This window comes from Micromonospora sp. NPDC005203 (genome assembly GCF_042872705.1).
In the GTDB taxonomy this organism is placed as follows: Bacteria; Actinomycetota; Actinomycetes; order Mycobacteriales; family Micromonosporaceae; genus Micromonospora.
Genome location: NZ_JBIAKV010000016.1, coordinates 22,423 through 41,787, shown reverse-complemented (window position 1 = coordinate 41,787; position 19,365 = coordinate 22,423). Strand labels below are relative to the sequence as shown.

Here is a 19,365-nt window from a genome sequence, read left to right as displayed (position 1 = left end):
CCTCTGCTACTCGATGAGCGATCGGCCGGTGAGCGTGAGGAACACGTCCTCCAACGTCGCGCGACGGACCAGGGCGGTGAGCGGCGTGAGCGACATGGCGTGCACCGCGGCGAGGGCGGCCTCACCGTCGGCGGTGTAGACGAGCACCCGGTCGGGAAGCGACTCGACCCGGCCGTCGGTGTCGTTGCCGCCGGTGGCCAGGGCCGACGTCCGGAGCTTCTCCGTCGCGGTGTCCCGGTCGTCGAGGCGGAACCGCAGTTCGAGGACCTCCCGGGTGGCGTACCTGGTGATCAGGTCCCGGGGTGAGCCCTGCGCGACGATCCGGCCGTGGTCGACGACGATGAGCCGGTCGCAGAGCTGCTCGGCCTCGTCCATGTAGTGGGTGGTGAGGATGAGCGTGACGCCCTCCTGCTTGAGCTGGAAGAGCCGGTCCCACAGGATGTGCCGGGCCTGCGGGTCGAGGCCGGTGGTGGGCTCGTCGAGGAGCAGGATGTCGGGTTCGTTGATCAGGGAACGGGCGATGGTCAGGCGTCGGCGCATACCGCCGGAGAGCGTCTCCACCTGGTCGCCGGCCTTCTCCTGAAGCTGGGCGAAGTCCAGCAGTCGGGTCGCGCGGTCCCGGATGACGGCCCGGGGCAGACTGAAGTAGCGCCCGTAGATGTGCAGGTTCTCCCGGACGGTCAGCTCGTTGTCCAGGTGGTCGTCCTGGGTGACGACGCCGAGCCGGGCGCGGATCTCCGGCCCCTGTCGTGTCGGGTCCAGGCCGAGCACACGCAGGCTGCCGCCGCTGATCGGCGACGTCGCGGCGATCATCCGCATGGTCGTGGACTTGCCGGCGCCGTTGGGGCCGAGCAGCCCGAAGGACTCCCCCCGCTGGACCTCGAAGTCGATGCCGTCGACCGCGCGGAACTCCGCTGTGGATCCACGCGGCGGATAGACCTTGGTCAACTGCCTCGCCTGCACCAGGGGCTGATCGATCACCACGGCAGCCTACAGAAAATCAACAGTTGGCTGCAAGATCCGAGCACAGCCTTGAAATTTTCTACGCGAGCGTGGATCTCGGTTGCTTCGGCCGACCGGCGCTGCGAGAGTCGTCGGATGTCCGCAGTGACCGGCGCCGACCTGCTTCAGGCGGCCGAGGAGATGACCCGGGTGTTGCACCCACACCGCGAGCGCGACTGGTCCGTGCCCGCCGGCCCGCTGACCTGGAACTGCTGGACCACCGCCGCGCACGTCGCACACGACCTGCTCGCGTACGCCGGCCAGGTCACCGGCCGCCCGGAGGACGGCTACCTGCCGTACGACCTGCGGGTCTCCCCCGACGCGAGCCCGGCGCAGACCCTCACCGTGGCGCGGGCCTGCGCCGGGCTGCTCGCCGCCGCCGTCGACGCCGCCCCGCCGGACGCGCGGGCCTGGCACTACGGCCCCTGCGACCCGGCCGGATTCGCCGCCATGGGGGTGGCCGAGACCCTGCTGCACACCCACGACATCACCCTCGGCCTCGGTGTGCCGTGGCAGCCGCCGCAGCGGTTGAGCGCGGCAGTGCTGCGGCGACTCTTCCCGGACGCCCCGGACGGGGTCGCAGCGGAGGTGCTGCTCTGGATGACCGGCCGCGGTGAGCTGCCCGGCCGGGCACGACGCACCTCGTGGACGTGGCAGGCGGCGGTGGGCTGACCCCTAGCCGGCGCTCAGCGAGTGCCGGTGACCGTCCAGCGGAAACGGCGGCCGGGCCGGCAGCACCTCCTGGAACACGTAGCCGCTCTTCTGCGCCACCCGGCAGGACGCCACATTGTCCACCTGGTGCAGCAGGTCGAGGCGCTCCAGCGCGGGGAACCGGTCGAACGCCCACCGGCTGAGCGCGGTGACCGCCCGCGGAGCGACGCCGCGCCCGCGCGCCCACGCCGCCGTCCAGTAACCCACCTCGGGCGCGGGCCAATCCGCGCTGACCCTCTTGAGCACCACGTTCGCCACCAACCGCGGACCGTCCTCGTCGTCCTCGACGACCGCGAAGCTGTACCGCCGACCCGCGTCCCAGTCCTCTCGCACCCGCTCCAGCCACTGCCGGCCCTCGGCCGGTTCGGTCACCGGCAGCCGGGTCCACCGACGCAACACCGGATCCCGGTACGCGTCCAGCAGGGCGTCCAGATCGTGGTCCGCCCAGGGACGCAGTGCCAGGCCCGGCACCGAGGAGATGCCGGAGGTCCGTGGGTCGATCACCATCCGCACAGTCTGCCGGTGCCGGGCACGGCCGGGCAGACGGGTCAGCGCGACCGACGGCGCCACGGCAACCACCAGGCGCGACGCGACCGGCGTGGCGCGACGACGGTCACCCGGTCGGTCTTCGGCGTCGGGAGGCTGGGCGGGGCGTGCTCGGCGCGCCAGCGGCGTACCACCTCGTCGGCGTTGACCGGACGCACGGCCACGCGGGGGCCGTCCGGGTTGCGCAGCCATGCCACGATCTGCGAGTTCAACTGACCCACGAAGTCACGTACGGCCTGTTCGGTGGGCAGGTCGCGGACTTCGTCGGGGACCTGCTCGACGCGTCGGCGCAGTTGCAGCGGGGTGGGCAGGAGCAGGTCGCTGGGCAGCGCCTCCCGTTCCAGGAAGCTCTTGATCCACCACGACTCGTCGTACGGGGCTCCCCGGCCGGGAATCGGCTTGCCCATGCCGGGCAGGTCGTCGAATTCGCCGCGTTGCACGGCTCCCCGGATCTGCGCCTCCACGGCCGCTTCCCACGCATCGGTCACTCTGCGGCACCTCCCCCTGGCCACCGTAACGCGCCGCCTCCGCCCGGCGACGCGCGCTCGTAGGGGGCCAGCGCGCCCGCGACGGTGACCATTCCCGGCGGCGACCGGCCAAGGTGGTTTCGGCGCAGGTGTCCGATTCGAGGGCCACGACCTGCCAGGTGGCCCTCGAATCGACACGGTCGCCCCGCCTACGGTCGGTACGGGGCTGACGAACGGGGGAAAACGTCATGGTCGGTACGGGCGCACTGCTGGGCATCGCGCTTGTGGCGTTGGGGCTGGTGCTTACGCCCGGCCCGAACATGGTCTACCTGGTGTCCCGCTCGGTGGCCCAGGGTCGCCGAGCCGGTCTGGTCTCACTGCTCGGGGTGGCCGCCGGCTTCGGGGTGTACCTGGCGGCGGCGGTCGCCGGTCTGGCCACCGTCTTCGTGCTGGTGCCGACCCTGTACGCGGTGGTGAAGCTGGCCGGGGCCGCCTACCTGCTCTGGCTGGCCTGGCAGACGCTGCGCCCGGGTGGGCACTCACCGTTCACGCCGACGCCGCTGCCGCCGGACCCGCCCCGGCGGCTGTTCACCATGGGCCTGGTCACCAACCTGCTGAACCCGAAGATCGCGATCCTCTACGTGTCGGTGCTACCCCAGTTCATCGACCCGGCGCGCGGGCAGGTGGCGACGCAGAGTCTGCTGCTGGGCCTGACCCAGATCACCGTGGCGCTGTTCGTGAACACGCTGATCGTGCTCAGCGCCGGCTCGTTGGCCGGGTTCTTCGCCCGCCGACCGGGGTGGCTGCGGGTGCAGCGGTGGGTGACCGGGACGGCCCTGGCCGCGCTGGCCGTCCGGATCGCCGCCGACCGCTCCCGCGCGGCGGTCGCCACGCCCTGACCGAACGGTCGCTGCCACCATCGCGGCGGACCACCGAGAGCCACGCCCGGACCGAGACGGTCAATGCCCCCGGTGGCGGCGGACCATCCCGGCGGCCAGCGGCGCGGCGTCCAGGTCACCGGCGGCGAGCCGGGCGGCGAGGGTACGACGGACCATCCGGTCGGCGAGCGCGGGCGCGTGCCGGCCGACGGCCAACTCCAGCCGACCGCGCGTCGTGGTCGCCACGTCGCGGGGTGCCCGCCGGGCCGTTGCGGTTCGCAGGATCGCCGCGACCACCCCCTCGACGGGCTCGGGGCGGGACACCCCCCGCAGGGACAGGCCGGCCTCGGCGGTGCTGTGGTGGATGGGTGAGACGACCATGCTCGGGTAGACCACGCTCACCCCGACGTGCGTGCCCACCTCGTGGCGCAGCGCGTCGGCGTACGCGACCAGAGCCCGTTTGCTGACTCCGTACGCGGCGGCGAGCGGCAGGGGCAGCACCGCCATCCGACTGGCCACGAAGATGACTCGTCCGCGCGCGGTGAGCAGCGGTGGCAGTGCCGCCGCGGTGGTCCGCCAGGCGGCGAGCAGGTTGACCTCCAGTTGTCGGCGGACCACCTGGTCGGGTGGCAACTCGGCGGGGGCGGGACCACCGACACCGGCGTTGTTGATCAGCAGGTCCAGCCCGCCGAGCCGGTCGACAGCGGCTTGTACGGCCGGTGCCACGGCGTCCGGGTCGGTCAGGTCGCAGCCGAGCACCGGCAGTTCGACGTCGGGGCGCGCGCGCAGGTCGAGACCCACCACGTGAGCGCCAGCGGCGGTGAACGCCGCGCCGAGATGCCGGCCGAAGGTTCCGCTCGCGCCGGTCAGCAGCACCCGACGGCCCGCCAATGCGCTGGCCCTCACTGCTGCACCCCGACCGAGGAGGCCGTACCGGTAGGAGCGGCGGCACCGGATCGGGCGCGGCGGGTGCCGGCGGTCAACTCGCGGGCCAGGTCGGCCAGGTAGGCGTCGAAGTCCACGCGCATCGCCGGGCGGCGCTGGCCCCACCGGGCGGTCGCGGCCCGCAACTCGGCCCGGCACATGGCCCGCTGTCGGTCCGGGTCCGGCAGCGCGTACCGGCCGGCGAGCTGCGCGGCGATCAGTTTGGCCTGTGCCTCCACCAGGGGTAACGCGGACCCGGTGGACTGCATCAGGCCGACGAAGGTCAGGCCGGGGGCGTCGGTGTGGAACACGTGCCGATACAGCGGCAGGGTGTCGGCGCCACCGCCGAGCAGCGCCGGGTCGAGAAACGGGATCTCCACCCGGTAGCCGGTGCACCAGACGATCAGGTCGACGCTGTCGCTGCGGCCGTCGGTGAACTCGACCCGGTCGCCGTCGAGGGCGGCGACGCCGGGTCGGGCCTCGACGTCGCCGTGGGTCAGCCGCGACAGCAGCCCGTCGGAGAGCGTCGGATGGTCCTGCAGTAAACCGTGCGTCGGCGCGGGCAGCCCGTAGCGGGCCGGGCTGCCGAGGGTGGCGCTGAGCATCGTCTGGCTGATGCGCTGGCGCAGCCGCCACGGCAGTCGGCGGGCCAGCGCACCGTTGAGGGTGTCCGAGGGGCGACCCAGCAGGTACTTCGGCACCACCCAGACACCCCGGCGCAACGACAGCAGGGTGCGGGTGGCGGCGTACGAGGCGTCCACGGCGATGTCCATCGCGGAGTTGCCGCCGCCGACGACGAGGACCCGCCTGCCGGCCAACTGATCCGGGCCCCGGTAGTCGTGGCTGTGGATCTGCTCCGCCGTGCAGGTCCCGGGGTACGCGGGGTCGGGCAGCCGCGGCACCCGGTTGTGCCCGTTGGCGACGACGACGGCGTCGACGGTGACCTCGGCCGACCCGTTCGGCCCGCGAGCGGTCACCGTCCAGGTGCCGGCGGAGTCCCGGGTGACCTGCTCGACGGTGTGGCGTAGCCGGATGTCCTCGCCCAGCCCGAAACGGTCGGCGTAGTCGGCGAGGTAACCGGCGACCCGGCGGTGGTCGGGGTAGTCGGGCCAGTCGCCGGGCATCGGGTGGTCGGCGAACTGGGTACGTGCCCGGCTGGTGTTCAGGTGCAGCGTGCGGTACGCGGGGGAGTCGGGTGCCCCGTACACCCAGAGGCCACCGACCTGGTCGGCGGCCTCGAAGCCGATCACCGGCACCGCGGCGTCGCGCAGTGCCTTGACGGCGGCAAGCCCGGCCGCGCCAGCGCCGATCACCGCCACCCTGGGTGGTACACCCATCGCCGCCCCCATGTAATCCAACGTCTGCTGGATAATCGTCGCGCGGCGGCGACGCGTCAAGTGCTCGACGGTCCGTACAGGCCGTCGAGCAGGCGATGCACGAACGCGCGGAACTCGCGCCGCTCCCGAGCGCCCGGCGCACCCGCGGCCAGCGCGACCACGTGCCCGTGGGTCGCCCACACCAGGCTGCGGACGGTGATGTGCGGGGTCGGCTCGGCCAGTGCCCCGGCCGCCGCGGCGGCGGTGAGCAACTCCGCGATCAGCCGGTACAACGGCTCGGCGTACCGCTTGTCGAGCTCGTCGTGCCGCTGTGGTTCGAGCCAGCGGCGCAACCAGAGCGCGGTGGTCTCCGGGCGGTCCTCCAGGAAGTCGACGAAGACGTCGACCAGGTCGTGCAGTGCGCGCCGGGAGGCGTCCGGCCCCGCGTCGAGGGCCGCCCGGGCCTGCTCGGCGGCGCGGGTGAGCACCTCCTGCTCGGCGGCGAAGACCCGGGCGAAGCAGGCGTCGTAGAGCGCCGCCTTCGTACCCGTGTGGTGCGCGACCGTGGCGACGTCGACCCCGGCGGCGGCGGCGACCTCCCGCAGCCCGACGGCGTCGAAGCCACGCTCGGCGAACAGCGCGGTCGCCGCGCTGAGCACCACCTCGCGGGTCGGCCGGGTCTCGTCGCGGCGGGGCCGACCGGGACGGCGGCGAGGCATGGTCATGGCCGCCATTCTGCCCCTAGAATCCAGCAACCGTTGGATTACCGAGGGGATGCGGCGATGACCGGGCTCGACCGGCGGCCCGTGGCCGCCACCGACGCGACGCTAGCCCGTGGTCCCCTGGCGGGCTTCGCGGCCGGCTCGCTCGGCATGGGTGTCTGGGTGACAGTTCCGGGCCTGCTGCTGCTGTACTTCCTCACCGACGTGCTGGCGGTCGGGCCGTGGTTGGCCGGCCTCGCGCTGCTGCTGCCGAAGATCGCCGACGTGCTGCTGCACCCCTGGGTGGGGCACCGCGCCGACGTCGAGCAGACCCGCCGGGGCGACCGTCGCCGCCTGCTGCTGCTCGGCTGTGCCCTGCCGGTTGCGTTCGCCGCGCTCTTCGCGGTGCCCGGCGGCCTGACCGGCGTGTCGGCGGCCGCGTGGGTGGCGGTGTTCTTCGTCGCCGGCAACCTGCTCTTCGCCGCCTACCAGGTCCCCTACCTGGCCACCCCGGCCGACCTGCGGATCGGCTACCACGAACGCACCCGGCTGATGGCGTTCCGGATGGTCGTGCTGACCCTGGGGATCCTGCTTTCCGGGTTGCTGGCCCCGCTGCTCACCGGCGGCGACGCCGCGACCCGGGGCGGCTACCAGCGAATGGGGGTGGTCCTCGCCGTCGGCATGCTGGCCGCCATGCTGGTCGGTGTCGCCGGCATCGCCCGGCTGCGCGGCGGCGCGGCGGACCCCACGCGAGCGGGGCACGGCGGGTGGCGGGCGCTGCGCACCGCGCTGCGCGACCGACAGTTCCGCTGGCTGGTGACCGCGTACCTGGCCATGTCCACCGCCACCCACCTGGTGCTCGCCGGGGTGCCCTACTACGCCGAGTACGAGTTGCGCGCGCCCGGCCTGACCACGGTGCTGGTGGCCGCGTTCGTGGCACCGGCGCTGCTGGTGACCCCGGTCTGGCTGGTGGTGGCCCGTCGGGTCGGCAAGCAGCGGGCTCTGCTCGGCGCACAGGGCGCGTTCGCCCTCGGGTCGCTGGTGCTCGCGGTGGGTCGCCCGGCCGGACTGCCGATGCTGATCGGCGCGGTGGCGGTGCTCGGGGTGGCGTTCGCCGGCATGCAACTACTGCCCTTCTCGATGCTGCCCGACGTGATCCGCGCCGCCGCGAGCGACCGCGCGGCGGCCGCCGACAGCACCGGTACCACCGCGACGACAGGTGCCGGCACCTACACCGGGGTGTGGACGGCCACCGAGGCAACCGGCGCGGCCCTGGGTCCGTACGCGTACGCGCTGTGCCTGGCCGTCGGGGGTTTCGTGGCCTCGACGGCCGGTGAGTCGCCGACGCAGCCGGACGCGGCGCTGGCGGCGGTCCGCTACGGCTTCGGGGTGCTGCCGGCGGTGGCGATGCTCGCGGCGCTGCTGCTGCAACGCCGCTACACCCTGGACGCGAGCGCCCGCGCCGCGAGCTGACCCCGCCGCGGTGCGCCGGGCGGCGCCGCCCGGCACTAGACTGCCACCTCGATGGACGCCCAGCCCAGCACCACCGAAACCCGCCCGTGCGCCCACTGTGGACTGCCGGTGCCGCAGCGTGTCGGCGCCGGCCGACCGTTTCGGTACTGCCGGGACAACGACGGCGCCTGCCAGCGCGCCTCCCGCAACAGCCGGATGCGCCACCGTAACGCCCCCGGCCTGCCGGGGCAGGTGGCCCGCACCTGGGAGGCGGTGGACCGCCTCGACCAGATCGTCGAGACGTTGACCGAGTCCCTGCACGCCGAGTTGTCCCCGGTGGGTGTGCAGCGCCAGATCGCCCAGACTCGCGCGGAGGCCGCCACCGAGGTCGCGGCGGCGCAGACCGAGCGCGACGAGGCCCGCGACGACGCCGAGACCGCCGCCGCCGACGCGGCGCGTGCCCGGGAGCAGGCCCGCACGGCTCTCGCCGACGCCGACGAGGCCCGGCGACGCGCCGAGCAGGCCACCGAGGCCACCGCGCGGGCGCGCGAGCAGGCCACCGCTGCCGACGAGCGGGCGCGGCACGCCGAGGCGGCCCGCGACCAGGCCCGCCACGACGTCAGTGCCGCCGAGGCGTTGCGCGCCCAGGCCGAACGCGACCGGGACCAGGCCCGCGCCGAGGTGCGGGACCTGCGCACGCAACGCGATGCCGAGCGGCAGCGGGTGGCCGACCTGACCGCGGAACGCGACGCGGTCCGCGCCGACGCCGAGCGGGCCGGCCGGGTCGCCGCCGAGGCGACCGAACGGGCCGGCCGGTGGCAGGCCGAGGTGCAGGACGTGCGCCGCCAGATCGAGCAGGCCCGCGCCGACGCCGCGCGTGCCCGCGCCGAGGCCGCCGACGCCACGCGGGCGCGGGAGCAGGCCGACCGGGCCCGCGAGCACGCCCAGGTCGCCGCCCGCCAGGTCGACGACGCCCGGCAGGAGGTCGCGCAGGTGGCGGCACGGCTGCGCGCGGAACTGGCCGCCACCGAAGCCCAGCGCGACACGCTCACCGCCGAGCTGACCGCGGCCCGGCAGGCGGCGGCCACCGCCGAGAGCCAGGTCACCGCCCTGACGGTACGACTCGACGCGGCTGAAGGTGGCCGGGACCTGGCTCAGCAGCGGGTGGCGCAGCTCGGTGACCAGGTCAGCGACCTGGCGGCGGCGCTGGCCCGGCTCGGCTCGGTGCCGACGACCGGTTGAGCCGCCCGGGGGGCGCAACTTCCGCCGCCCCCGGGCGGTTAACCTCCCCGGTGGCAGCGGATCCACACCCCCGTTGCGACAGGCCTGGGGATCACCTGGCCGGGTGCGCGTCCCGGCCGGCTACCCTTGGTCGAGGCCCCACCCGTGGACGCCTCACGCCCTCGGGCGGGAATGGCTCGACGGGAACGCGCCGTTACACCCAGAAGACCAGCACCACGAACGAGGGGAAGTCGATCATGGGCGAGCGTATGCTGCGCGGAAGCCGCCTTGGCGCGGTGAGCTACGAATCCGACCGCAACACGGAGCTCGCGCCGCGTCAGACCCGCGAGTACCTCTGCGCCAAGGGCCATCAGTTCGAGGTGCCGTTCGCCGTCGACGCCGAGGTCCCGATGACCTGGGAATGCAAGTTCGACGGCAGCGTCGCCCGACTCGTCGACGGCAACGAGCCGGAGCAGAAGAAGGCCAAGCCGCCGCGTACCCACTGGGACATGCTGCTGGAGCGGCGTTCGATCGCCGAGCTCGAGGACATCCTCGAGGAGCGTCTGCAGGAGGTTCGGACCCGCCGCGGCCGCGCCTGAGCCGCACGACACACGGCGCCCCCGGGATCATCCCGGGGGCGCCGTCGTGTTCGCGTGCGGTGCTCGGCCTACTGGCGACCGGGCTCGATGATCTCGCCCTCGATGGCCCGACCGCCGTCGACGACCACCGGCTGCTGCGGCTGCGGGGCCGGTTGCGGCGCACCCTGACGCACCCGCACCGTGCGAGGGCCGAACAGGTCACCGGCGACCATCGCCGACACCCGCCGCTCGGTGGCGCGTCGCACCCCCGCGCGGGCCAGTCGACGCACCGGAGGCACCAGCAGCAGCAACCCGATCAGCCCGCTGACGAGCCCGGGCGCCGCCAGCAACAGGGCGCCGCCCAACCCGACAAGCCCGTCGGTCACCTGCCCACCCGGTGGTTGCCCGGCCGAGGCGGCGGAGCGGAAACCACGCCAGGCGCGCATCCCCTCCCGGCGCAGCAGCACCAGGCCCAGCAGGGACGCGGCGAACACCAGCAGCACCGCCGCCCCGAACCCCAGCGCCCGCCCGACTCCGACGAACACCGCCAACTCCAGCACCACCGCCAGCAACAGGGCCAACGGCACGAACCTCAGTCCTCGGCGCATCTCACCTCATCGCCATTCCCGCGACACCATGGACGTGTCCCGCTCATCCAGCATGACACGGTGGCGCTCACGGCCACCGCGCCTGCGGCGCCTCACGGCCACCGCGCCTGCGGCGCCTCACGGCCACCGCGCCTGACCGGTGGCCGTGCCGTGCAGGCCACGGCGTACCGCCTGCCGCCGGTCCTGCACACCCCAGGCGGTGATCCGCCACAGCGCCTCGGCCACGATCCGCGGGCTCATCTTGCTGTCCCCGTGTTCCCGTTCGGCGAAGGTGATCGGCACCTCCACGATCCGCACCCCGGCCCGGTGCGCCAGCCGGGACAGCTCCACCTGGAACGAGTACCCCTGTGACGTCACCGACTCCAGGTCGATGGCGTCCAACGCGCTGATCCGGTACACCCGGTATCCGCCGGTGGCGTCCGAGACGGGCATGCCCAGGGCGAGGCGCGCGTACAGGTTGCCGCCGCGCGACAGCAGCAGCCGCCGCAGCGGCCAGTTGAGCACCCGCGCGCCCCTGGTCCAGCGCGACCCGATCACCACGTCGGCGTCGCGGGCGGCCTCCAGCAGCGCCGGCAGGTCCTCCGGCGCGTGCGAGCCGTCGGCGTCCATCTCCACGACCGCCTGGTAGTCGCGCTCACGCGCCCACCCGAACCCCGCCAGGTACGCCGCGCCGAGGCCCTGCTTGCCCTGGCGGTGCAACACCTGCACGTGCGCGTCGCCGTCGGCGAGGGCGTCGGCGATCGCGCCGGTGCCGTCGGGGCTGTTGTCGTCGGCGATGAGGATCCGCACCGCCGGGACGGCACGTCGGACCCGACCGACGATCGAGGCGATGTTGGCGGCCTCGTTGTAGGTGGGGATCACCACCAGCACCCGGCCCACCCCGGGCACCTCGTCCGGGCGTCGGATCGTATCGGTCGCCTGGATCATGGTTCCTCCGCTCCCGCCGGCGTACCGGCTGTTGCTACCCGGGCATGACCCGTTGCCGCCGGCGCAGCACCGCCGCGCCGACCAGGGCCGCCACGGCCAGCGCGGCGAGCGTCACCTCCGGCCACCAGCCGAGGCGGGTGGCGAGGGTACGTCCGTCGTCGAGCCGCAACTGCCGCACCACGACCTCCCGGGTGTTGAACCCGGTGGCATCGCTTACCCGCCCGTCGGGTGCGACGAACCCGGACACGCCGACCGTGGAGGCCATCAACGCCGGTCGGCCGTGCTCCACCGCCCGCAGCCGCACCATGGCCATCTGCTGGCGGGCCTCCGCCACGTTGAAGGTGGCGTTGTTGGTCTGCACGACCAGCAGCTGCGCGCCGCCGTCGACGGTGTCGCGGACCACGTGGTCGTAGGCGACCTCGAAGCAGATCACGTCGCCGAGCACGGCCGGGCCGGCGCGTACCACGCCCGGGGTGCTTCCGGGCACGAAGTCGCTGCGGATCAGGTCGACCTGCTTGCTGACCATCCGGGCAATGTCGCGCAGCGGCACGTACTCGGCGAACGGCACAGGGTGGCGCTTGGTGTACAGCTGGTCCAGGTCGGCGCCGGTGCCGGGGTGCCACAGGATGCCCGCGTTGCGGACCTGCCCGGGGCCGGGGCCGAGCAGCACCGCCCCGACGAGGATCGGCGCGCCGATGGTGTCGGCGGCCTGGGAGATCCGCGCGCCGGCCGTGGGGTTGCGCAGCGGGTCGATGTCGCTGGAGTTCTCCGGCCACACCACCAGGTCGGGGCGACGTTCCTGACCGGCGGTGACCCGCGCGGCCAGCTCGATGGTGGCGTCGACGTGGTTGTTGAGCACCGCCTGCCGTTGGGCGTTGAAATCCAGGCCCAGCCGCGGCACGTTGCCCTGCACGATCGCCACGGTGGTGGTGGCGCCCGACCCGGCGGTGGCGACCGGCACGAGCAGGCCCCCAGCGGTCAGCGCGAGGGCCACAGCGGCCGGTGCGGCCACCGGCGCCCACCGGCGAGCCGACGTGACCCCCCGCCCGCCGTCGGCGTCCTGGGAGCCCTCAGCGGGCGAGGCGGGGGGACGGGCGGCGGCCCAGGCCCGCCACGCGGCGGTGACCAGCAACCCGCCGACGAGCGCCGTCGTGAACGTCACCAGCGGCGCGCCGCCCAGCGCGGCCAGACGCAGCAGCGGGGAGGTGTCCTGACTGAACGCCAACCGCCCCCACGGGAACCCACCGAACGGGGTGCGGTCGCGCAGCGCCTCCTGCCCCACCCACAGCAGCCCGGTCAGCACCGGCCACGCCCAACGGACCCGGTCGGCCAGCGGCGACACCCAGGCGGTGGCCACGCCCAGCAGCGCCAGGTAACCGGCCTGCAGCAACGACAGCAGCACCCACGGCAGGTAACCGGTGTGCAGGTTCGTCCAGGCCAACAGCGGGGCGAACAACGCCACCCCGGTCAGGAAGCCCAGGCCGGCGCCGGCGCGCAACCGCCGCCGGTGTGCGGCGGCGGCCAGCAACGCCACCCCGACCGGCGCGAGCGGCCACACCCCGTACGGGGGGAACGCCACCAGCAGGGCCAGCCCGGCGGCCACGGCCAGGGGCACGGCGACCCGCAGCGGCAGCGGCCGACCGGTCCCGACCGGCTGACTCGGCGCGGCCGGGCTGTGGGTGTCGTCCCGGTCCAGAATCGTCACCGCTTCACCTCGATCACGGGGCGAAGGCTACCTGGCTGGCCTGCGAACCGACCGCATCGGGCCGGCGGGCACAGACCGCCCAGCGGACATGAAATCGGGGCGCGGCTCACGCCGCGCCCCGATGCTCCCAGGCCCTTCCCGGCCGGTGTGGCGAGAGTGGGGTACGACGACCTTCGGACCGACCGGACGTGGACTGGCTGCCCCCGCCGGGCCGTTGTCTACTGGCCGTGCACCTCACCCTGCCCGTACACCGGTAACCGCGGCCGGTTCGCGCCGCCCCGCCGACCCCCGCCCGCTGGACCTGGCCGCCGCGACGATGACGCTGAAAATGTCGCTCGGCCAGCGGACGAGAGGACGAAGCGAACAACAGCCGCTTCCCGTGGTAGGACTCAAAGACGGTACGTGGCGACCCCCGTCGGTTGTCAACCCACCCCCGGCCTGTCGTGTGTTGCGACACGGCGTGTCGGGTCGGCGAGTCTCAATGCGTGCGCAGATGGTGGCGCAGCAACGCCCCCGCCGCCGCCCGGTGCTCCTCGGCGAGCAACCCCCCGGCGGCCAGCACGTACTCGGTGTCGACGACCGCGGCGGCGGCGCGCGGCAACGCCCACCCGCCGGCGTGGTCGGCCAGCACCGCCGCCAACACCTGCGCGGACGTGTCCGCCGAGGCGTGCCGCAGCACCCCACCGGAACCCACGAGCAACCGCACGTCGCGCAGGTCCCGCCCGGCCCGTTCACCGGTGGCGGCGCCGCGGGCGTGCCGGCGCAACGCCACCGTCGCCGCGAGGGTGGCGATCCGCTGGTCCACGGCCCGCTCGGCGTCGTCGACGGCCAGAAACGCCGGGTCGGCGGCCCGAGCCGTCGCGGCGGCGCTCAGGTCGTCGGCCTCGTCCGGGGTGAGCAGCCGCTCCTCGACGGCGGCCCGCACCACCCCGGGCGCACTCCACCGCATGCCCAGGTCACCCTCCACGGTGCGGGCCCGCCACAGGCTGCCGGCGACCTCCCGGCCCGGCCCGCTGGCCCGCTCGTCGGGGGTGAGCACCGAGTACACGTCGGTGGTGGCACCACCCACGTCGACCACGGCGAGGTCACCGCCGAGGGTGTCGGCGAGCACCTCCACACCGGTGAGCACCGCGTCCGGGGTGGCCGCACGGACCAGGCGCGCGAACCGGGTGCCCCTCGACAGTCGTTTGCCCCCGATGACGTGGCGCAGGAACACCGCGCGGATCGCCGCCCGCGCCGACGTTGGGGCGAGCACCCCGATGCGGGGCAGCACGTTCTCCGCGGCGGTCACCGGCACCCCGGCGGCCTCCAGCAACCCGGTCAGCTCGGCGCGCACGTCGCCGTTGCCCGCGTACACCACCGGGACCCGCCACCGGGCGCGGGCCAGGCGGGTCGCGTTGTGGGTGACCGTCTCGGCGTCACCGCCGTCGGTGCCACCGACGAGCAGCACCACGTCGCATCGGGCCGCCCGCATCGCCGCCAGGTCCGCCGCGCCGAGCCGACCGGCCGCCACGTGCACCACGTGGGCGCCGGCGGACAACCCGACCCGCCGGCCCGCCTGCGCGGTGACCAGCGGCTCGTAGCCGACCACGGCCAGCCGAAGCCCACCACCGGCCGACGAGCACACGTACCACGGCACGTCGCGCACCCCCAGTCCGGCGGTGGCCGCCGCGACCGCGGCGTCCAGGCCGTGCAGCACGTCGGTGCCCACCGTGGTCGGCGCCGCCGCCGCGCCGACCAGCACACCGGCGGCCAGGTCCACCACCGCCACCTTGGTGTACGTGGAGCCGACGTCCGCGCAGACCGCCAGGGTCACGAATTTCCCTGTTCGCGACTGCGGGGCTCGCAACCCCGGCTCACTCCTCGCGACTCACGGTGCCTCTGGTGTTCGCGACTGCGGGGCTCGCAACCCCGGCTCACTCCTCGCGACTCACGGTGGCGGCGGGAACGACAACGGTGCCGGTCGCGGTGACCGCCACGATCGGCGGGTCGAGGACCTCGGCGGCGGACGCGGAGCGCTCCGGGCGGCCCCGGCACACCACCGCACAGCTCAACTCCAGGGTGCGGCTGCGGGTGCCCACCCGCGACACCTGGGCGGTGACCTCGATGACGTCACCGGCGTGGATCGGCGCGTGGAAGCGCACGTCGGCGTAACCGGCGAACAGGCCCTCGTCGCCGTCGGTGCGGATACACACCTCCGTGGCGACATCGCCGAACAACCCGAGGGCGTACGCCCCGTCGACGAGGTTGCCGGCGTAGTGGGCGTGCGAGTACGGCACATACCGCCGGTGCGTCACCGTCAACCCGAGCCGTGCGTCGGTCATGCGTTCACCTTCCGTTGCGTGATCAGGGCGTGCACGAGGTAGCTGGCCACCTCGCCGGGCGTGGTGCCCCGACCGAAGATCCGGTCCACGCCCAACTCGTCGGTCATCGACTCGTCGAACCGGGGACCACCGACGATCAACAGGGGCCGCCGGCCCGCCGGCATCGCCTCCCGGAACGCCGCCGACATCTCCCGGGTGTTGTGCAGGTGCGCGTCGCGTTGCGTGACGACCTGCGACACGAGCACCGCGTCGGCCTTCTCCACCCGGGCGGCCTCCACCAACTCCGGCACACTGACCTGCGCGCCCAGGTTGGTGACCTTCAACTCCCGGTAGTACTCCAGGCCCTTCTCCCCCGCGATGCCCTTGACGTTGAGGATCGCGTCGATGCCCACGGTGTGCGCGTCGGTGCCGATGCACGCCCCGACCACGGACAGCTTGCGCCGCAACCGCTGCTTGACCACCGTGTTGACCTCCTTCGCCGACAGCAGCGCGAAGTCCCGTTCCACCACCTGCACCGCGTTCAGGTCGACCAGGTGGTTGACCCGCCCGTAGACCACGAAGAACGTGAACCCGTCACCCATCGGCTTGGCGTGCACCACCATCGCCGGGTCGATGCCCATCTTGTTGGCCAACTGCACCGCCGCGCCCTCGGCCCGCTTGTCGTGGACCACCGGCAGGGTGAACGACACCTGCACCATCCCGTCACCGGTGGTGTCCCCGTACGGGCGCACGATCTGCTTGCTCACGCCGCCGCTTCGCGGCGTCGCGAGCGTGGGGCTGCTGTGCTTGCCGGTTCGCTCGCTACGCTCGCTCACGCCGCCGCTTCGCGGCGTCGCGAGCGTGGGGCTGCTGTGCTTGCCGGTTCGCTCGCTACGCTCGCTCACGCCGCCGCCTCCAGGATGTCGGTGGCCGGGTTGTAGTAGTCGGCCTCGTGCGCGGCGACTCCCGCCAGGCCCTTGCCCCGGTCCGCGGGCCGCTTCATGATCCCGAAGGTGCCCTCGGCGATGGCCGTGAGCAACGTCTGCTCCCCGATGCGCTCCAGCAGGTCCAGCGCCTCACCGAGAACCTGGTTGGCGCGACGGCGGATGAACCCACCAGCCGCCGGCACGAAGTCCTCGTGCAGCCCGCCGGCGGCGCCCAGCACGTACCGCACGTTCTGCAACGCGATGTCCCGGTCGGACAACCACGGCGTCACCACCGCCTCGGTCATCATCCCCACCAGCAGGATCCCCTGACCGGTCAGCGCGCCCGCCAGGTTGAAGAAGCCGTCGAGCAGGTTGCCCCGGAACACGTCACCGGTCATGTGCTTCGTCGGGGGCATCCACTTCAACGGCGCGTCCGGGAACAACTCCCGGGCCAGCAGGGCGTGCGCCAACTCCAGGCGGAACGACTCCGGCACCTCTGGGTTGATCTCGAACGCGTGCCCCAGCCCCAACTGCCAGTCCGCCAACCCCGCCTCGTGCGCGAAGAACTCGTTGAGCAGCTGCGACACCGTCACCGTGTGCGCCTCGTCGACCGCGTCGGCGGTGGTCAGGTAGTTGTCCTCACCGGTGTTGATGATGATCCCGGCGCGGGCGTGCACCTGCCGGGAGAACCGCTGGTCGACGAACGTGCGCACCGGGTTGATGTCGCGGAACAGGATCCCGTACATCGAGTCGTTCAACATCATGTCGAGGCGTTCCAGCCCGGCCAGGGTCGCCATCTCCGGCATGCACAACCCGGACGCGTAGTTGGTCAACCGCACGTAGCGGCCCACCTCCCGCGACGACTCGTCCAACGCCGCCCGCATCAGCCGGAAGTTCTCCTGCGTGGCGTACGTGCCGGCGAACCCCTCCCGGGTCGCACCCTCGGGCACGTAGTCCAGCAACGACTGCCCCGTGGAGCGGATCACCGCGATCACGTCCGCGCCCGCCCGCGCGGCCGCCTGCGCCTGCGGGATGTCCTCGTAGATGTCCCCGGTGGCCACGATCAGGTAGATCCACGGCCGCTGCTTCGGGTCACCGTGGCGCTTGATCAGCCGGTCCCGCTCGGCGCGCCGCCGGTCGATGCGCCGAAGGCCCGCGCCGACGGCCCTGCGCGCCGCCGACCGGGCGGCCGTGGCGGCCCGCCCGGCAGGCAGGTCGAACCGCACCGACCCGGCGGCGGCCTTCTGCGCCAGCAACGTCACGTCGGTGCCGCCCTCGCGGGCCAGGGCGTCGAACACCGGCACCGCGACCCCGTGACCCAACCCGACGTCCGCGGCGACCGCGTCGACGAGCCGGTTCACCCACGGAATCCCGTCCGGGTCCGCACCGGTCACCCCGGCCAACCGCAGCACCGCCCGTTCCACCGACACGGTGGTGTGGCTGCGTGCCAGGTCCACCACCGGCTGCCCGGCCCGACGCGCCAACTCCCGCGCCCGCGCCACCAGCACCGGATCAAGATCAAGCTTCCCGGTCATGATGACCCTTCCTCGTAGATGACCTCACCGCGCAGCACCAGCCGCCGGCACACCGGCAACGGCGTCGGGTCGTCCGGACCCCGCGCCTCCGGATCCTCGGCCAGCAACACCGGCAGTCCCCGCTGCACCCCCGCCGGCGTCGACCACACCGCGAACGTCGCCGGCGCGCCCAACGCGAGGACCCCCTCGACGTCCAGGTGCACCGCCCGCCACCCACCACGGGTGTGCGCGGCGAACGCCGAACGCACACTCATCCGCTGCGTCGGGTTGTGGTGCGCCGCGGCCGCCCGCACCGACCCCCACGGGTCCAACGGCGTCACCGGCGAATCCGACCCGAACGCCAACGCCACACCCACCGAGTGCATCGCACCCATCGGGTTCGACTCCAACGACCGGTCCAACCCCAACCGCGACTCGTACATCCGGCCCGCGCCGCCCCACAACCTGTCGAACGCCGGCTGCATGCTCGCCACCACCCCGAACTCCACGAACCGCGCGATCAACCGCTTGTTCATGATCTCCGCGTGCTCGATGCGGTGCCGGGCCGCGCGCAGCCGCTCCACACCCAGCGTCGCCGCCGCCGCCGCGAACCCGTCCAGGACCGTGCCGATCGCCGCGTCACCGATCGCGTGGAACCCACCCTGCACGCCGTGCGCCGCACAGTCCAACAGGTGATCGCGCACCTGCTCGGTCGTCAGGTACCCGTGCCCACACCCGTCACCGTCGCCGTACCCCTGCGACAGATGCGCCGTCCGCGAGCCCAACGCGCCATCGGCGAACAGGTCACCACCGGCGCCCACCGCACCCAACTCCCGGGCCCGCGCCGCGCCACCCAACTCACCCCAGTACCCGTACACCTCCGGCAACCCCGCACCCGAGATGCCCAGCAGGCCGGTGAAGTCCTCCTCGTCGGAGATCTCCGGCCCACCACACTCGTGCACCGCCGCGATCCCCAACGACGCCGCGTGCGACAGGGCCACCCGCTGCGCGGCGACCCGCTGCGCCCGACTCACCGACCCCTGCGCCGCCGCCCGCACCACGTGGTGCGCGTCGCGACGCAACCAGCCCGACGCGTCGTAACCGACCGACCCGACCACCTGCGGGCACGCCGCCAGCATCGCCGACGACACCAACGCCGAATGCAGCGACGCCTGCGACAGATACACCCGCCGTCCACCAGCCGCCCGGCCCACCGCCGCCGCGTCCGGCAACGTCGCATCCGGCCAGCCCGACTCGTCCCAGCCGTGCCCCAGCACCACCGCGTCCGCCGGCAGACCCGCCGCGAACCCCGCCACCGCGTCCAGCAACTGCCCCGCCGAGCGCGCCCCGGCCACATCCAGCCCGGCCAACGCCAACCCGGTGTCCGTGGCGTGCACGTGCGCGTCGACAAACGCCGGCGTCACCAGCGCCCCACCCAGATCCACCACCTTCTCGGCCGGCGGCGCGTCACCGTCGGTCCCCAACCAGGTGATCCGCCCACCGGACACCAGCAGCGCGGTGGCGCTCGGGTCGGCGGGGCAGTGCAGCACACCGCCGCGGTACAACGTCGAGGGGTTCGTCATGAC

At 73.6% G+C, this 19,365-nt stretch carries 19 protein-coding genes; 5 read left to right on the top strand and 14 right to left on the bottom strand.

Annotation, left to right across the window (positions count from 1 at the left end; translation table 11 throughout):
- Positions 1 to 6 precede the first annotated feature (6 nt).
- The gene (locus tag ACFYPM_RS27470; protein WP_387202732.1) at positions 7 to 984 is read right to left on the bottom strand and encodes an ABC transporter ATP-binding protein; all 978 of its coding nucleotides are present in this window, start codon (positions 982 to 984) and stop codon (positions 7 to 9) included.
- 114 nt (positions 985 to 1,098) lie between these two features.
- Here ACFYPM_RS27470 and ACFYPM_RS27465 point away from each other — a divergent pair, with 114 nt between their 5' ends.
- On the top strand, positions 1,099 to 1,674 hold the full coding sequence (locus tag ACFYPM_RS27465; RefSeq protein ID WP_387202729.1) for a maleylpyruvate isomerase N-terminal domain-containing protein: 576 nt from the start codon (positions 1,099 to 1,101) through the stop codon (positions 1,672 to 1,674).
- Positions 1,675 to 1,677: 3 nt separating this feature from the next.
- On the opposite strand, the gene ACFYPM_RS27460 is transcribed toward ACFYPM_RS27465, so the two are convergent.
- The gene (locus ACFYPM_RS27460; RefSeq protein WP_387202726.1) at positions 1,678 to 2,220 is read right to left on the bottom strand and encodes a GNAT family N-acetyltransferase; all 543 of its coding nucleotides are present in this window, start codon (positions 2,218 to 2,220) and stop codon (positions 1,678 to 1,680) included.
- A 41-nt stretch (positions 2,221 to 2,261) separates the two neighbouring features.
- Positions 2,262 to 2,747 carry a DUF1992 domain-containing protein gene (locus tag ACFYPM_RS27455; RefSeq protein WP_387202723.1) on the bottom strand — a complete coding sequence of 162 codons (486 nt, stop codon included), beginning with the start codon at positions 2,745 to 2,747 and terminating at the stop codon, positions 2,262 to 2,264.
- A 227-nt stretch (positions 2,748 to 2,974) separates the two neighbouring features.
- Between ACFYPM_RS27455 and ACFYPM_RS27450 the strand changes: the two genes are divergently transcribed.
- Complete coding sequence (locus ACFYPM_RS27450) at positions 2,975 to 3,625, top strand: LysE family translocator (RefSeq protein WP_387202720.1); 651 nt, start codon at positions 2,975 to 2,977, stop codon at positions 3,623 to 3,625.
- A gap of 60 nt (positions 3,626 to 3,685) precedes the next feature.
- On the opposite strand, the gene ACFYPM_RS27445 is transcribed toward ACFYPM_RS27450, so the two are convergent.
- The 3 genes from ACFYPM_RS27445 to ACFYPM_RS27435 are packed head-to-tail and all read right to left on the bottom strand — an operon-like array spanning position 3,686 to position 6,569.
- Entirely contained in the window at positions 3,686 to 4,510 is an 825-nt protein-coding gene (locus tag ACFYPM_RS27445; RefSeq protein WP_387202717.1) for an SDR family NAD(P)-dependent oxidoreductase, read from the bottom strand.
- The gene (locus ACFYPM_RS27440; protein WP_387202714.1) at positions 4,507 to 5,865 is read right to left on the bottom strand and encodes a flavin-containing monooxygenase; all 1,359 of its coding nucleotides are present in this window, start codon (positions 5,863 to 5,865) and stop codon (positions 4,507 to 4,509) included. Before ACFYPM_RS27440 ends, ACFYPM_RS27445 begins: the two co-directional genes overlap by 4 nt.
- A 56-nt stretch (positions 5,866 to 5,921) precedes the next feature.
- A complete protein-coding gene (locus ACFYPM_RS27435; protein ID WP_387202711.1) occupies positions 5,922 to 6,569 on the bottom strand; it encodes a TetR/AcrR family transcriptional regulator in 648 nt (215 codons plus the stop codon).
- Positions 6,570 to 6,626: 57 nt separating this feature from the next.
- Here ACFYPM_RS27435 and ACFYPM_RS27430 point away from each other — a divergent pair, with 57 nt between their 5' ends.
- From ACFYPM_RS27430 to ACFYPM_RS27420, 3 genes are all read left to right on the top strand, one after another.
- Complete coding sequence (locus ACFYPM_RS27430; protein WP_387202707.1) at positions 6,627 to 8,018, top strand: MFS transporter; 1,392 nt, start codon at positions 6,627 to 6,629, stop codon at positions 8,016 to 8,018.
- Between the two features lie 51 nt (positions 8,019 to 8,069).
- The gene (locus ACFYPM_RS27425) at positions 8,070 to 9,239 is read left to right on the top strand and encodes a hypothetical protein (RefSeq protein WP_387202704.1); all 1,170 of its coding nucleotides are present in this window, start codon (positions 8,070 to 8,072) and stop codon (positions 9,237 to 9,239) included.
- Positions 9,240 to 9,475: 236 nt separating this feature from the next.
- Positions 9,476 to 9,817 (top strand): RNA polymerase-binding protein RbpA, encoded by a 342-nt coding sequence (locus ACFYPM_RS27420; protein WP_030489777.1) that lies wholly within the window; start codon positions 9,476 to 9,478, stop codon positions 9,815 to 9,817.
- Between the two features lie 68 nt (positions 9,818 to 9,885).
- Here the strand turns inward: ACFYPM_RS27420 and ACFYPM_RS27415 are convergent, their stop codons facing one another.
- The 8 genes from ACFYPM_RS27415 to ACFYPM_RS27380 all read right to left on the bottom strand — a co-directional run bounded on the left by ACFYPM_RS27415 (position 9,886) and on the right by ACFYPM_RS27380 (position 19,362).
- Positions 9,886 to 10,404 carry an FxsA family protein gene (locus ACFYPM_RS27415; protein WP_387202700.1) on the bottom strand — a complete coding sequence of 173 codons (519 nt, stop codon included), beginning with the start codon at positions 10,402 to 10,404 and terminating at the stop codon, positions 9,886 to 9,888.
- A gap of 117 nt (positions 10,405 to 10,521) precedes the next feature.
- The gene (locus tag ACFYPM_RS27410; protein WP_387202697.1) at positions 10,522 to 11,331 is read right to left on the bottom strand and encodes a polyprenol monophosphomannose synthase; all 810 of its coding nucleotides are present in this window, start codon (positions 11,329 to 11,331) and stop codon (positions 10,522 to 10,524) included.
- Positions 11,332 to 11,365: 34 nt separating this feature from the next.
- Positions 11,366 to 13,036, bottom strand: coding sequence for an apolipoprotein N-acyltransferase (gene lnt, locus ACFYPM_RS27405; RefSeq protein WP_387202694.1), 1,671 nt, complete (start codon positions 13,034 to 13,036; stop codon positions 11,366 to 11,368).
- A gap of 478 nt (positions 13,037 to 13,514) precedes the next feature.
- Positions 13,515 to 14,852 (bottom strand): glutamate mutase L, encoded by a 1,338-nt coding sequence (locus ACFYPM_RS27400; RefSeq protein WP_387202691.1) that lies wholly within the window; start codon positions 14,850 to 14,852, stop codon positions 13,515 to 13,517.
- A 100-nt stretch (positions 14,853 to 14,952) separates the two neighbouring features.
- Positions 14,953 to 15,360: a hotdog domain-containing protein gene (locus ACFYPM_RS27395; RefSeq protein WP_387202689.1), complete on the bottom strand. Its 408-nt coding sequence runs from the start codon at positions 15,358 to 15,360 to the stop codon at positions 14,953 to 14,955.
- Complete coding sequence (locus tag ACFYPM_RS27390) at positions 15,357 to 16,106, bottom strand: OAM dimerization domain-containing protein (protein WP_387203037.1); 750 nt, start codon at positions 16,104 to 16,106, stop codon at positions 15,357 to 15,359. Before ACFYPM_RS27390 ends, ACFYPM_RS27395 begins: the two co-directional genes overlap by 4 nt.
- Positions 16,107 to 16,240: 134 nt before the next feature.
- Positions 16,241 to 17,800 (bottom strand): lysine 5,6-aminomutase subunit alpha, encoded by a 1,560-nt coding sequence (locus tag ACFYPM_RS27385; RefSeq protein WP_387202686.1) that lies wholly within the window; start codon positions 17,798 to 17,800, stop codon positions 16,241 to 16,243.
- Positions 17,797 to 19,362, bottom strand: a complete 1,566-nt coding sequence (locus ACFYPM_RS27380) for an amidohydrolase (RefSeq protein ID WP_387202683.1) — start codon at positions 19,360 to 19,362, stop codon at positions 17,797 to 17,799. Before ACFYPM_RS27380 ends, ACFYPM_RS27385 begins: the two co-directional genes overlap by 4 nt.
- Between the last annotated feature and the right edge of the window lie 3 nt (positions 19,363 to 19,365).